Genomic DNA, 12,684 nt, shown 5'->3' on the forward strand with positions numbered 1-12,684 from the left:
AACCATCGTCCAGATGGACCAGAGGCCACTAATGCACTAACAATCAAACCGGACCAGTCAGATCAGGCCACCCAGTTCCCAATCCAAGGATATCGCCAATACAAAGGTTTTCTTCGGTCAGGCCAATTGTCGTGATGTTTTCACCAAAGGCGGCGGGTTCCATCCCGGCGACCATGTGCCCCTCATGCTGCCAGGCTGCGTAGTGATCGCGCGCATAGTGGTGGATGGCTTTTTCCTCGCCGCCATGCACGGTCAGATCCGCTTGCACATCTTCTGCAAAACCGGTCGGCGTTATGGTCTGGTATCCGGGAACCCGGTTCTTCTGAATGGCGGACGGCGGCTTTCCTTGCCAGCGGTCCTGGACATTGCCAAGGAATATACCGCCGATTTCCGCCGAGAGATCAGGATGGGTCATTCAGGCCTCTTTGTATTCGATACAGATCTTGTCTTTTTCGCCGGGTTCCAGGGCCAGTTTCAGCAAGGAGCAAAAGCCGTTTTCTGAGGTGGCATCGTGATAGGCGCAGGCCTTGCACCGGCCGAATGCCTGGCCGCCATTGGCTGCCAGTGCCAGCTTCAACCCCTGTGTCAGGCCGCTTTCAAGCGCGCGCTTGACCTCTGCCGGAAGGTTGCCGATAGCATCGGCAATCGGGTTCGGCTCCTGCACGGCGGCAATGCCCGCATCCGCGAGTGCGTAGGATATTGACCTTTGGTCGGATGCTTGCCGCCGCTCGGTGACATATCCCTTGCGCACCAGTGCCTTCAGCGTTTGGGACATCGTTCCGCGGGTGGTCCCCAGATATTCCGCGACATGGGAAGGGGATCGGGAAAACTGGTTGGCTTCCGACAAATACTCCAGCGCCGCCTTTTGGGTCGGGTTCAAGTCTCCGGACCAGCCGCTGGCTGAATCCAGCCGGGCGAGCCGGTTGATGAGGATGCGGATGCCTTGATCTCTTGTCATGTTCAATAAATAGCGAGTCGAAATTAAAGTTGCAATGTGGATCTCTATATAGTAGCGAGTCGATACATGTGCCGATGGAGAATTCAGATGAAACGTTCCACCCTTCCTAATCTTGCCGCTGTTCTGGTGGCCTCTTCTGCCATTGCAGGCGGCGACCGCGCTATTGACCAGGTGGAGGCTGTCAGTTCCCCCCAAGATGCTGCAAAGGTGGCGGATTTCGACATCTTGGCGGCCCATGTACACCGTAGCGGCAATACCGTAACCTTCCACATGACCACCGGTGGAACGGCGGGCGCGTCTGTTCCTGTGGCAAACGGAGCCGTTGGCGGGTCCGATGTTTGGTCCTATGTGTGGCCCACCTCGCTGGATCCTTCTGCGGTGGGGTTCGAGGGCGGCACCGGCATTCTGGCGATGGCCGCAACCAGTCACCCGGACTTTGATGACACTCCGCTTTACGACGAGAACGGCGACGGTCATCCGGCCAATGACGGCATCGAATGGCATAGCCATTGGGTTGTGCTGGCCCCGACAGACGCCTGCGGCCCAGGTGCCCTGGCCGTGCGCGACATTCCCGAAGGGGCGTCGCCCAAGCTGCCTGCAACTTGGCCCGGCTTGCCGATTTTCCTGGACAGCCCCGGCTTTACACCGCTGTTTGACGGGCCGGAAATCAAGGTGAATGCGGGTTTTGTCAGTGATGTCGATCTGGAAAGCGTCGCGTACGACGGCGTCACCGCCGCGCTGAGGGTGAATGCCAATGTCCATGCGCCCTTGCTGTGTGTCACGGATGTCTTCGACATTGCCTCGGGGGATCTGAGCCTTCCCGGCAAGCTCAAGTAAACTTCATCGGGCAGTTCCCTCTGTTTCCGAAGCCGCCCATATTCATGGAGAAGTCAAATGCAAGCCCCGGAACTTCGGGTAACCCAGTGGTTCAATACAAAGGAGAACCTTAAGCTCCTGGATTTCAGGGGCAAAGTTGTCCTGATCGAGGCCTTCCAGATGCTGTGCCCTGGCTGTGTCGTCCATGGCATCCCCCTGGCACAGGCAGTCCAGCGGCACTTTTCCAGCGATCAGGTCATGGTGATTGGGCTGCACACGGTTTTTGAACACCACGAAGCCATGACCCCGGTATCCCTCAAGGCCTTTCTGCATGAGTATCGCATTACCTTTCCTGTGGCGGTCGATAAACAAGGGACAGGACCGCTGCCGGACACCATGGCAGCATTCGGGATGCGGGGAACACCCAGCCTGGTTCTGCTGAATCAGAACGGCGAAATTGCTGCGCATCACTTTGGCCAGGTGTCTGAATTGCAGGTGGGGGCCGAGATTGGCTGTCTTCTTGGCGGCATGGCCGCTGCGACTGCCGCGGAACGGCGGGCAACTCACTCGGGCGGATGTACCGACAATGGATGCACCGCGTAGACCGCGACCTGTGGCCAACGCAACGCTAGTACCCTGAACTTGGGGGGCCGGAACGTTCAGGGTCGGATTGCTGTCGTCGGGGCGTGCAGGGCCGCTTGAGGTCAGAGAACAACCGATGGCTCCGGTCACGGGGCACGATCAAATCGAACAACTGAATCAGACCCGAACAGGCGCCCGCCTGATTGGTTCAAAGCCTGCGTCTAGCGGCGCTCTGCCGCATCCAACGGCAATGTAAGGGTCGCGCAAAGACCGCCGTCCGGCAGGTTGCTCAGCACGATATCGCCGTTATGGGCCTGAAGGATGCCGCGTGTGATCGACAATCCCAATCCATACCCGCCGGTCGCGCGTGCACGCGAGGTTTCCAATCGCACGAACGGGTCGAATACGCGCTCCAACTCCGGTTCGGGAATGCCCGGTCCCCTGTCGCAGATCCGGATGACGGCGGTTCCACCCTCGTCTGCATAGGTGACCTCGGCCTCTGTGCCGTACCGCTGAGCGTTCTCTATCACGTTGCGCAGAGCGCGCCGCATCGCATTCGGGCGCAACGAAACCTTGACGGAACGGCCATGGTTCAAGACATAGCCGTTCGGCATATCTTGACGCAGGGTTTCGAGAAACGCGCCCAGATCACATCTCTGTTCTGGCTCGGCATCAGCCAGCCCACGGGCGAACGACAAAGCTTCTTCGACCATGTGCTGCATTTCCTCGACCGAGGCGATCAGGCTTTCGCGGGTTTCGTCATCCTCGACCAGCTCGCTGCGCACACGCATCGCGGTCAGTGGCGAGCGCAAGTCATGGCCCATCGCCGCGAGTATGTGCGTACGCTCGGCCACCAACCTGAAAATCCGGTCCTGCATGCGGTTGAAGGCTTGAACCAGCTCCCGCACCTCGCGCGGTCCGGAATTGATGAGCACCGGCCCGCCCTGTTCCGGCCCCAGCTTTTCCGCCGCTTCCGCCAACAGGCGCAGCGGTTCGGTGACCCGCGCCAGAAGGTACCAGAACAGGGCCAATAGGATGAAACCGGCGCTCAAACCAAAGGACAACGTAGCAAATCGCGGCCATTGAAAAGGCGGGCGTTCGAACCGGGTCGAGACATTCAGCCAGTCGCCCCCCGCAAGCGCGATCGAAAGTTCCAGTTCAACCGTCAGCATCTGGCCGCGCATCATTTCGCGATGCTGTTCGGCCATGCCCGGTTCGAGATAGGGAAGCGGCAGTGCCGAGCTGTCAATCTCGTGCATCTCTGCCCGGATCTCTCGGCTGAAATCATCGTCCAGCAGGGCCCGTATTCGGGCTTCGGTGGTTCCTCTTGCATCATGAGAGATATGGTCGACCACTGGATCGGCACCGATCTCGAACCGGACCAAGGGAGAGTTGGCCGCCCTTACGATCTGCTCATGCAGATTGGCCGGTGCCTTTTCGATCAACCGCACCACATTGGCGGCACGACCCGTCGCCTCGTCGCCGATAGCCGCGCGCACAGCCAGGTTACGCTGATCCTCAAGCAGAACCAGTGTAACGCCCTGGGCAACCGCAAGCGCCGCCAGGACCAGACAGACGATTTGCAGCCGAAGGCTCTGCGGGACCAGCCTCACGTCTCCAAAACCTCTATATCCGCCGAAAGGCAATATCCGCCATTGCGATATGTGGTTATGAGGCGCGGGCGCAGCAGATCCTTTTCGATCTTGCGTCGAAGCCGGCTGATCTGATTGTCGATGGTACGGTCCAGCGGCGCCGTGGCCCGGCCAGAGGTCAGCTCCATCAGTTGATCGCGGCTAAGCACCATTCGGGCCCTTTCCAGCATCACGACAAGAAGTTTGAAATCCGCGCTGGTCAGGCTGGTCTCGCGGCCCTCTTCGTCCACGATGACCCGCCGGTCGCTGTCGAGTATCCACTGTGCAAACCGAATGCGTTTTCCGGCAAGACTGCCCGCCGGGGAAACGGTTCGGCTGGATCTGCGCAAAATCGCCCGGATACGGGCCAGCAACTCGCGCGGGTTGAAAGGCTTGGACAAGTAGTCATCGGCGCCGGTTTCCAGCCCGATGATCCGGTCCATGTCCTCATCCAGAGCGGTCAGAAGCAGGATCGGAACGTCCCCGGTTTGCGATAGACGTTTGCACGCGGATAGCCCGTCCTCTCCGGGCATCATCACATCCAGAACGATCAGATCAATACTCCCAGAGACCAGGACGGCATCCATTTCTTTCGCATCCTTTGCCATGGACGCGCGCATTCCATGTTTCTCGAGATACCGGCAAACTGCATTCCGTATCTCACTGTGGTCATCAACGACCAGGATATGCGGAGTGGGGTTCTGCATATTTACAATTCGGCCCGTTGTTCCTCTCGGATGTTGATTTGTTCCGCGCGACGTCTGGTCCCAAATACAGGCCCTTGTTCCCTTGCCTTCGTATCTCGGAAGCGGCCTGCATCCTAGTCCTTGTCGGGGTTCAAACGCTTGCAGATCGGCACGCCGCTCGGCACCGCTGCAAATACCGACCGCTGACCTTGCCCGTTTCGCAGATGCAAACTCGCAGCCTTTGGCGGCGAAAAGTCAAGGATACACTTCGTTACAATTCTTCATCCCGGCTGACATTGACCTTCCGGCGACGGAGAGGCGTATTCCGCTTAATCGCATCGGTGGAAGGAAACAGATCCGATGCAGTCAATCGGGAACCGAGAAAGTAAGTAATGAAAAAGCTGATACTCGCGGTGCTTGCTGTCGGCGTTGCTGCCACGTTGGTTCTCACTTGGCGTTCGTCTGCCCCAACACCCGCCTCCGACCGGGTCTTGGGCACTGATGGCACTGATCAAGGCGCGCCGATGGTGACAGTCCAGTTGCCGGAAAGCCTCTCTGAAAACGGCAGGATCGGTGAGCGGATCTTTCAAGGCAAATGCATGGTCTGCCATGGCCAGAACGCCGCCGGTCAGAACGGTGTGGCCCCGCCCTTGGTGCATTCGATCTATCGCCCCGGTCACCACGCCGACGCGGCCTTTCTGATTGCCGCCCGAAACGGGGTCCGCGCGCATCACTGGAAATTCGGCAACATGCCTCCGGTCGAGGGGATCACAGACGGCGAGGTGCGGATGATCGCCGAGTACATCCGCGAGTTGCAACAGGCAAACGGGATCAAGTGAGGCGGCCCCCTTGGTATCGAACTTCACAAAACGACAAGGCAAGAACATGTTGAGCAGACGATCCTTTATCAGGGCATCAGGTGGCGCGGCCGCGATGGCCGCGTTACCGGCAACGGTGGCCCGAGCCAAAGCTGCGGCACCCGAACTGGTCGCCCGGGAATACGCGGTGCAACTGTTGCCGCCTGACTATCCCGAAACCTCGGTCTGGGGGTATGACGGCCAGGCGCCGGGACCCGAGATTCGGGTGATGCAGGGCGACCGGATCGCGCGCCGTTTCGTCAACCGGTTGCCGCAGGCCAGCTCAGTCCACTGGCACGGGCTGCGCGCGGAAAACGCGATGGACGGGGTTTCTGGCCTGACACAGGATGCGGTGCCTCCGGGCGAAAGCTTTGACTACGATCTGGCGGCCGAGGATGCGGGAACCTTCTGGTATCACTCGCACAACCGCTCGGCCGAGCAGGTGGCGCGCGGGCTTTACGGGCCGCTGATCGTTGACGAGCCGACGCCGCCGGACGTGGATCGCGATGTGACGTTGATGCTGGACGACTGGCGGGTCGACCCCAAGACCGGCCAGATCACCCAGGACTTTGACGCCCCACATGATCTGTCGCATGGCGGGCGCTTGGGCAATTTCATCTCGACCAATGGCGAGGCAGCGTATCAGCTCCCGGTCAGGCGGAACGAACGGCTGCGCCTGCGGATCGTGAATGCGGCCAATGCCCGGCTGTTCACGCTTGGCATTCAAGGGCTCGACGGTTGGCTGATGGCCTATGACGGGATGCCGGTAACAAGCCCCGAACCGATGCCGGAGACGCTCACCCTGGGTCCCGGTCAGCGGGTGGATCTGTTCGTTGATGTCATCGCCGAAGAGGGCGAGGAGGCCTTGCTGGGGCGCATTGACCAGAGCAAAGGTTATGTTCAGGCGGCCTTTCCGGTGTCGGGCAGGGCCAGCGCCAATCGCCGCCCCGCACCCGCGCCGCTGCCGCGCAACCGGACACCGGACTTGGCCGGTCTGGCCGATGCCGCGACCCTGCGGCTGGAGATGAGCGGCGGTGCGATGGGCAGCATGCGCGAGGCCATCTGGAAAGGCAGCAGCCGCAACGCGGACGAGTTGATGGAGAACGGGCAATTCTGGGCCTTCAACGGGCTTGTTGGAATGACCGAGACACCGCTGGCCCGCCTGTCGCTTGGCCAGGTCGCGCGCATGACCGTGGTTAACGACACCGTTTTTCCGCATGCGATGCACCTGCACGGGATGCACTTCCGGGTACTCGCACAGGACGGCACCCCCGGACCACTGCGGGACACGCTGCTGACCGCGCGCGGGGAAACCCACGAGATCGTCTTTGCCGCCGACAACCCGGGCCGCTGGGCTTTTCATTGCCACATGCTCAGCCACGCGGCATCGGGCATGATGACCTGGATCGAGGTGACCGCATGAAGCCCATCCATCTTGCCAGCTTTGCCGTTGCGATCATTGCTCTGGCCGCAGTGGTCTATGCTGTACGCGCGCCATCCGGGTCCGTATCCGCGGGCGCGTCCGCATCAGCAAGCGAAGCCACGCTTGCACAGGGACAGGCCCTCTATCAGGAAAACTGCGCCTCCTGCCACGGCAAGTCTCTGGAAGGGCAGCCGAACTGGCGCGAACCGGATGCGGATGGCCGCCTGCCCGCGCCGCCACATGACGAGACCGGCCATACCTGGCACCATCCCGACAGCATGTTGTTCAATTACACCAAATTCGGCGGTCAGGCGACGCTTGCCGCGCTGGGGGTGGAGCTGAACAGCGGTATGCCCGCGTTCGGAGAGCAACTGACCGACGACCAGATCCGGTCGATCCTGGATTACATCAAGTCGACCTGGCCCGCACGTGCACGCGCCGCCCAGGCCGAACGGACCCGCGCAGACGAGGAGGCGCAAAAGCCATGACCCGAGCCAAGCATTTCGTCCTGTGGGCCAGCCTTCTGACGATGCCGCTGGTCGCCCAGGCGAGCGAACGCAGCGAGGAAGAGATCAAGGCATTGGTCTATCAGGCAATCCTGGAACGGCCCGAGATCATCCTGCAAGCGGTCGAACAGCTGCAACAGGCCGAAGAGGCGGCACAGGCAGCCTCGGCCCATGCGGCGCTGGCCGAAAACCGCGACAACCTGTTCAACGACCCCAACGCGCCGGTTCTGGGCAATCCCGAGGGCGATGTGACGGTGGTCGAGTTCTTTGACTACAACTGCCCATATTGCCGCCGCGCCATGGCCGAGGTTCAGGGTCTGCTCGAGGCCGATCCGGGCGTGCGGCTGGTCTACCGTGAATGGCCGATCCTAGGAGAAGGGTCCGATTATGCCGCCCGCGCCGCGCTAGCCGCGCGCCAACAGGGGAAATACGAGGCGTTCCATTGGGCGCTGATGGGCATGTCGGGCAAGGCGAACGAGACCAGCGTGTTGCGGATCGCCCGCGAGGTCGGGCTGGATACCGACCAGTTGCAGCGCGACATGGAGGCCCCCGAGGTCACCGCCCATATCGCCCAGTCCATGGCGCTTGCGCAGCAGCTTGGATTCAATGGCACCCCCTCTTTTGTGGTCGAGGACAGTCTGGTGCCTGGGTTCGTGGAGCAATCGCAATTGCAGGACGCGATTGATCGCGCCCGGGATGCTGCGGCCAAGTAAGAGCGCCCCGAGTTAGCGCGGCCTCTCAGTCCCTTCTGCTGCCGCGCTGCCGCTCCCGGTCTCCCCCGGGGGCGGCCCTTGAAAAAAACGTAACCGTCCGTCGCAGAGTCCGGACCTGGTTACATCCCGATACAAATTGCCCAAGGACCATGCTTGCGCTGTTTGTGACCGCTCTCGATATCTGACGAGGCGGCGGTGCAATGAAGCCCGACCGACCTTCAAACACAGGTGTACCGTTGCAGAGCAAACCCAGGCCCAGGCCGTTCCACAGACGCCCGGTTGCACTCGTGGCGCTTGCCATTCTGATGTTGGCGTTGGCGGCGGCTGCGGCCGGCGGGTTCGTCGGGCTGGATCAGCAGAGTGTTGCGGCCTTGCTGGACCGGGCCGGGGTCTGGGGACCGGTCGCCATTGTCGGGTTGATGACGATGGCGGTGGTAATCAGCCCCCTGCCCTCGGCCCCGATCGCGGTCGCCGCTGGTGCGGCTTATGGCCATACGCTGGGCACCGGGTTGGTTTTGGCAGGGGCGCTGATGGGTGCGGTGATTGCCTTTGCCCTCGCCCGGCTGCTGGGCCGGGACTTCGTGGCCCGATGGGTCGGTTCGACGCTTGATACCGGATTGCTGGGATCGCAGAATTTCCTGACCTGGACCGTTTTTGTCAGCCGCCTTCTGCCCTTCGTTTCCTTCGACCTGGTCAGCTATGCCGCCGGTCTGTCGGCGCTGCGACCATGGCGCTTTGTCCTGGCCACTCTGGCCGGGATCGTACCGGCCAGTTTCGGGCTGGCCCATCTGGGCAGCGCGCTGAGCGCGCCCGTCACGGGCGGTACACTCTGGCCTGTTCTGGCGCTTGGGCTGCTGACCGGCCTGCCCGTGGCCTGGGCCGCGTGGCGGTCCGGGCGGTCATTTCCGCAATCAAACAAGATGCCAAGGAGGCTCTGATGATGCTCGTTCTCTATACCCTGCTGTTGTCTCCGGTCGTCGGATTGGGGCTGCGCCGCATGGTGCGGCGTCAACTGATCCGCGTCGAAAACCCAACCCTCAAAGGAGCACGCTCATGATCCGCGCCCGCATTCTTCCCGCCCTGAGCCTGACCGGCGCGCTGATGACAACATGGGCCGCGCAGGCCGGGGTAGTCTATATCCCCGAAGGCAGCGCCGGTTCGGTCCTGATGGTCGAAAGCGAGACCGGCCAGCCGATCGGACGGATCGCGGGGGTCGAGGCGGTGCATGGGCTGGCCGGTGCGCCCGGCACCCCGTATCTGGTGGCAGGCAGCTTCACCGAGATCGACCCGGAAAGCGCCGCGCAGACGGCCAAGCCCGAAGGCGTCAGCCAGGCCGATCACAACGCCCATCACGCCAAACCCGCCCAGGCGGCCATGCCGACCGACAAGGGGCTGAGCCTGCTGACCGTTCTAGACGCCAAGACCGGCGACGTGGTGCGGCGGATCGAGGTTCCGGGCGCGGTCCACCATACCGCGGTATCACCCGATGGCCGCTGGGCCTTGGCGACCCATCCCAGCGGTGACGGCGTTTCGCTGATCGATCTGACGACGCTGGACTATGCGGGCTTTATCGCGACCGGCCCGATGCCCAATTACGTGTCATTCAGCCCTGACAGCAGCCGCGCTTATGTCAGCAATACCGGGAACGGCACGCTCAGCGAACTTGACCTGGACAGCCGCATCCTGTCGCGCAATCTGCTGGCGGGCGAAGGACCCGAGCATTTCGCCCTGTCCCGTGACGGCGCCACCGCCTTTGTCGCCGATGCCGAGGCCGGCACCGTGCTGCGGCTGGACATTGCCTCGGGCGCCGAAACCGCGACCTATGGGTTCGGGGCCGAATTGCACGGGCTTGACCTCTCCGATGGCGAGGACACTCTGTTCGTCGCGGTCAAGGGCGCCGACCAGGTGGCGGCGGTCGATCTGGCCTCGGGCGCTGTCCGTCTGCAAGCGCTGGCGCCAGCCCCGTATCACCTGACCGTAGCCGATGGCAGCGAAGCACTGTTTGTCAGCAGCCGGGAGGAACCCAAGGTGTGGGTCGTGAACCAGGCTTCACTTCAGGTGACATCAGAGATCGGGGTCGAAAGTGAAGGCCACCAGATGGTGATCCTGCCCTGATACCGGCGGCCCCGCTCTGCCAACCACACAGTCAACAAACGGACACAGTATGGAACATTCCGCCCACACCCATCAGGCGCCTGAAGGGACAGAAATCTTTACTTGCCCGATGCACCCCGAGGTGCGGCAATCCTCGCCGGGCAACTGCCCGAAATGTGGCATGACCCTCGTTTCCGAACACGAGGCGGCAACCCCGTCGCATGCCCATTGCCACGGGAGCGGCGGCACAGTCGAACCGGGCGGCAGATACGACAGCGTGCCCGCAAGCTGGTCAGGCAGCGTCTATACCTGTCCGATGCACCCGCAGGTGCGCCAGACCGACCCGGGTTCCTGCCCCCTCTGCGGCATGGGGCTGGAGCTGGAAAGCGCGGCCCTGGCCGATGACGGCCCGAACCCCGAACTGGTCGATTTCACCCGCCGGTTCTGGGTGGGCGCGGTGCTGACGCTGCCGTTGCTGGTGTTCACCATGGGGCCCTATCTGGGCTTTCCGGGCGTGCGCGAACTGTTCGGCGAACGGATGACGCTGTGGATCGAACTGGCGCTGGGAACTCCGGTCGTCTGGTGGTGCGGTTGGCCTTTCATGGTGCGGGGCTGGACCTCGTTCCGGACGCGGCATCTGAACATGTTCTCGCTGATCTCGATGGGGGTGCTGGCGGCATGGCTGTTCAGCGTCGTCGCGGTGTTGTGGCCGCAGGTCTTTCCCGACGGGTTCCGCGATGCCGAGGGCAATGTCGGCGTCTATTTCGAGGCGGCGGCGGTGATCGTTACCCTGGTTCTGCTGGGGCAGGTGATGGAGCTGCGTGCCCGCGAAGGCACCGGCAAAGCGATCCGGGCGCTTTTGGACATGGCGGCCAAAACCGCGCGGGTGATCCGCGACGATGGCCGTGAAGAGGAGATCCCGCTGGACGCGGTTCAGCTGGGCGACCGCCTGCGGGTGCGTCCCGGCGACAAGGTGCCGGTGGACGGGGTGGTGACCGAAGGCCGCTCCTCGGTCGATGAAAGCATGATCACCGGCGAGCCGGTCCCGGTTGAAAAGGTGGCGGGCGACATGCTGACCGGGGCCACCATCAACGGCACAGGCAGCCTGGTGATGGAGGCGACTCGGGTCGGCGCCGACACGATGCTCAGCCAGATCGTCGAGATGGTGTCGAACGCACAGCGTTCGCGGGCGCCGATCCAGAAATATGCCGATCAGGTGGCGGGGATGTTCGTCCCCGCCGTGATCGGGATCGCAGTGCTGGCCTTTGTCGGCTGGGCGCTCTGGGGTCCGGCACCGGCGCTGTCCTATGCGCTGGTCGCGGCCGTGGCGGTGCTGATCATCGCCTGCCCCTGCGCCCTGGGCCTGGCCACGCCGATGTCGATCATGACCGCCACCGGGCGCGGTGCGCAGGCGGGCGTGCTGATCAAGAACGCCGAGGCGTTGGAGCGGTTCGAAAAGGTCGACACACTGATCGTGGACAAGACCGGTACGCTGACCATGGGCAAACCGCGTCTGGTGGCAGTCCTGCCCGAGGCGGGCCATGACGAGGGCGAAGTGCTGCGGCTGGCGGCGACGTTGGAAAGGGGGTCGGAACACCCCTTGGCCGAGGCCATCGTGGCCGGGGCCGAGGAACGCGGCGTCGCACTTGGTACGGCGACTGATTTCGAGGCGGTCACCGGCAAGGGTGTCACCGGCACAGTGGATGGCAAGGCGGTTGCCCTGGGCAACCGCAAGCTGGTCGAGGATCTGGGCCTTGACGCTGGTGATCTGGCGGAAACAGCCAACACCCGCCGGGACGAGGGCGAGACGGTGATGTTCGTGGTGGTCGAGGGCGCGCTGGCTGGGCTGGTCGCCGTCTCGGACCCGGTCAAGGAGACCACTCCCGCCGCGCTGAAGGCCCTGCACGACCTAGGCTTTCGCATCATCATGGCAACCGGCGACAACGAACGCACCGCCAAGGCCGTCGCCGCGCGGCTGGGCATCGACGAGATCCGCGCCGACGTGCTGCCCGAGGACAAGGCCCGCATCGTGCGCGAGCTTCAGGCCGAGGGACGCAAGGTGGCAATGGCGGGCGACGGGGTGAACGACGCACCGGCCCTGGCGCAGGCCGATGTCGGCATCGCCATGGGCACCGGTGCCGACGTGGCGATCGAAAGCGCGGGCATCACGCTGGTCAAGGGCAATCTGGACGGCATCGTCCGAGCCCGGCGACTGGCCCGTGCCACGATGCGCAACATCCGGCAGAACCTGTTCTTTGCGCTGATCTACAACGCCTCTGGCGTGCCTGTGGCGGCGGGGCTGCTGTACCCGCTGTTCGGCATCCTGATCAGCCCGATGTTCGCCGCCTTTGCAATGAGCGCCTCGTCGATCTCGGTGGTGCTGAATGCGCTGCGCCTTCGTGGCACCCGGATCTGATG

The 12,684-nt window shown here is 62.9% G+C and carries 13 protein-coding genes; 9 read left to right on the plus strand and 4 right to left on the minus strand.

All coding sequences use genetic code 11. The features are described 5' to 3' along the window. Positions 1-43: 43 nt before the first annotated feature. Both G0P99_RS06125 and G0P99_RS06130 read right to left on the minus strand, forming a co-directional pair. On the minus strand, positions 44-415 hold the full coding sequence (locus G0P99_RS06125; protein ID WP_164128512.1) for an MOSC domain-containing protein: 372 nt from the start codon (positions 413-415) through the stop codon (positions 44-46). After that, positions 416-958 (minus strand): MarR family winged helix-turn-helix transcriptional regulator, encoded by a 543-nt coding sequence (locus G0P99_RS06130; RefSeq protein ID WP_164128513.1) that lies wholly within the window; start codon positions 956-958, stop codon positions 416-418. Positions 959-1,045: 87 nt separating this feature from the next. Here G0P99_RS06130 and G0P99_RS06135 point away from each other — a divergent pair, with 87 nt between their 5' ends. Both G0P99_RS06135 and G0P99_RS06140 read left to right on the plus strand, forming a co-directional pair. After that, positions 1,046-1,795: a hypothetical protein gene (locus tag G0P99_RS06135; RefSeq protein WP_164128514.1), complete on the plus strand. Its 750-nt coding sequence runs from the start codon at positions 1,046-1,048 to the stop codon at positions 1,793-1,795. Between the two features lie 57 nt (positions 1,796-1,852). Continuing rightward, complete coding sequence (locus tag G0P99_RS06140) at positions 1,853-2,377, plus strand: redoxin domain-containing protein (protein WP_164128515.1); 525 nt, start codon at positions 1,853-1,855, stop codon at positions 2,375-2,377. A 200-nt stretch (positions 2,378-2,577) separates the two neighbouring features. Here the strand turns inward: G0P99_RS06140 and G0P99_RS06145 are convergent, their stop codons facing one another. Next, on the minus strand, positions 2,578-3,969 hold the full coding sequence (locus G0P99_RS06145; RefSeq protein WP_370462721.1) for an ATP-binding protein: 1,392 nt from the start codon (positions 3,967-3,969) through the stop codon (positions 2,578-2,580). Continuing rightward, positions 3,966-4,694, minus strand: a complete 729-nt coding sequence (locus G0P99_RS06150) for a response regulator (protein ID WP_164128517.1) — start codon at positions 4,692-4,694, stop codon at positions 3,966-3,968. The genes G0P99_RS06145 and G0P99_RS06150 overlap by 4 nt, the downstream gene beginning before the upstream one ends. Positions 4,695-5,065: 371 nt before the next feature. Between G0P99_RS06150 and G0P99_RS06155 the strand changes: the two genes are divergently transcribed. From G0P99_RS06155 to G0P99_RS06185, 7 genes are all read left to right on the plus strand, one after another. Next, the gene (locus tag G0P99_RS06155; RefSeq protein WP_164128518.1) at positions 5,066-5,512 is read left to right on the plus strand and encodes a cytochrome c; all 447 of its coding nucleotides are present in this window, start codon (positions 5,066-5,068) and stop codon (positions 5,510-5,512) included. Positions 5,513-5,558: 46 nt separating this feature from the next. Then, positions 5,559-6,953, plus strand: coding sequence for a multicopper oxidase family protein (locus G0P99_RS06160; RefSeq protein WP_164128519.1), 1,395 nt, complete (start codon positions 5,559-5,561; stop codon positions 6,951-6,953). Further along, the gene (locus G0P99_RS06165; protein WP_164128520.1) at positions 6,950-7,441 is read left to right on the plus strand and encodes a cytochrome c; all 492 of its coding nucleotides are present in this window, start codon (positions 6,950-6,952) and stop codon (positions 7,439-7,441) included. Before G0P99_RS06160 ends, G0P99_RS06165 begins: the two co-directional genes overlap by 4 nt. Next, the gene (locus tag G0P99_RS06170) at positions 7,438-8,172 is read left to right on the plus strand and encodes a DsbA family protein (protein WP_164128521.1); all 735 of its coding nucleotides are present in this window, start codon (positions 7,438-7,440) and stop codon (positions 8,170-8,172) included. Before G0P99_RS06165 ends, G0P99_RS06170 begins: the two co-directional genes overlap by 4 nt. 305 nt (positions 8,173-8,477) lie before the next feature. Continuing rightward, on the plus strand, positions 8,478-9,110 hold the full coding sequence (locus G0P99_RS06175) for a TVP38/TMEM64 family protein (protein ID WP_239059711.1): 633 nt from the start codon (positions 8,478-8,480) through the stop codon (positions 9,108-9,110). Positions 9,111-9,225: 115 nt separating this feature from the next. Then, positions 9,226-10,287, plus strand: a complete 1,062-nt coding sequence (locus tag G0P99_RS06180) for a YncE family protein (protein ID WP_164128523.1) — start codon at positions 9,226-9,228, stop codon at positions 10,285-10,287. A gap of 49 nt (positions 10,288-10,336) precedes the next feature. Beyond that, on the plus strand, positions 10,337-12,682 hold the full coding sequence (locus tag G0P99_RS06185) for a copper-translocating P-type ATPase (protein ID WP_164128524.1): 2,346 nt from the start codon (positions 10,337-10,339) through the stop codon (positions 12,680-12,682). Positions 12,683-12,684 lie beyond the last annotated feature (2 nt).

The organism is Ruegeria sp. PrR005, from assembly GCF_010500245.1.
Classification (GTDB): Bacteria; Pseudomonadota; Alphaproteobacteria; order Rhodobacterales; family Rhodobacteraceae; genus Ruegeria_B; species Ruegeria_B marisflavi.

What these genes read in the sequence shown, in the direction of transcription:
- G0P99_RS06170 (WP_164128521.1), top strand. Translation starts at nt 7,438, where the DNA reads ATGACCCGAGCCAAGCATTTCGTCCTGTGGGCCAGCCTTCTGACGATG.
- G0P99_RS06140 (WP_164128515.1), top strand. Translation starts at nt 1,853, where the DNA reads ATGCAAGCCCCGGAACTTCGGGTAACCCAGTGGTTCAATACAAAGGAG.
- G0P99_RS06175 (WP_239059711.1), top strand. Translation starts at nt 8,478, where the DNA reads ATGTTGGCGTTGGCGGCGGCTGCGGCCGGCGGGTTCGTCGGGCTGGAT.
- G0P99_RS06155 (WP_164128518.1), top strand. Translation starts at nt 5,066, where the DNA reads ATGAAAAAGCTGATACTCGCGGTGCTTGCTGTCGGCGTTGCTGCCACG.
- G0P99_RS06185 (WP_164128524.1), top strand. Translation starts at nt 10,337, where the DNA reads ATGGAACATTCCGCCCACACCCATCAGGCGCCTGAAGGGACAGAAATC.
- G0P99_RS06135 (WP_164128514.1), top strand. Translation starts at nt 1,046, where the DNA reads ATGAAACGTTCCACCCTTCCTAATCTTGCCGCTGTTCTGGTGGCCTCT.
- G0P99_RS06180 (WP_164128523.1), top strand. Translation starts at nt 9,226, where the DNA reads ATGATCCGCGCCCGCATTCTTCCCGCCCTGAGCCTGACCGGCGCGCTG.
- G0P99_RS06125 (WP_164128512.1), bottom strand. Translation starts at nt 415, where the DNA reads ATGACCCATCCTGATCTCTCGGCGGAAATCGGCGGTATATTCCTTGGC.
- G0P99_RS06165 (WP_164128520.1), top strand. Translation starts at nt 6,950, where the DNA reads ATGAAGCCCATCCATCTTGCCAGCTTTGCCGTTGCGATCATTGCTCTG.
- G0P99_RS06130 (WP_164128513.1), bottom strand. Translation starts at nt 958, where the DNA reads ATGACAAGAGATCAAGGCATCCGCATCCTCATCAACCGGCTCGCCCGG.
- G0P99_RS06160 (WP_164128519.1), top strand. Translation starts at nt 5,559, where the DNA reads ATGTTGAGCAGACGATCCTTTATCAGGGCATCAGGTGGCGCGGCCGCG.
- G0P99_RS06150 (WP_164128517.1), bottom strand. Translation starts at nt 4,694, where the DNA reads ATGCAGAACCCCACTCCGCATATCCTGGTCGTTGATGACCACAGTGAG.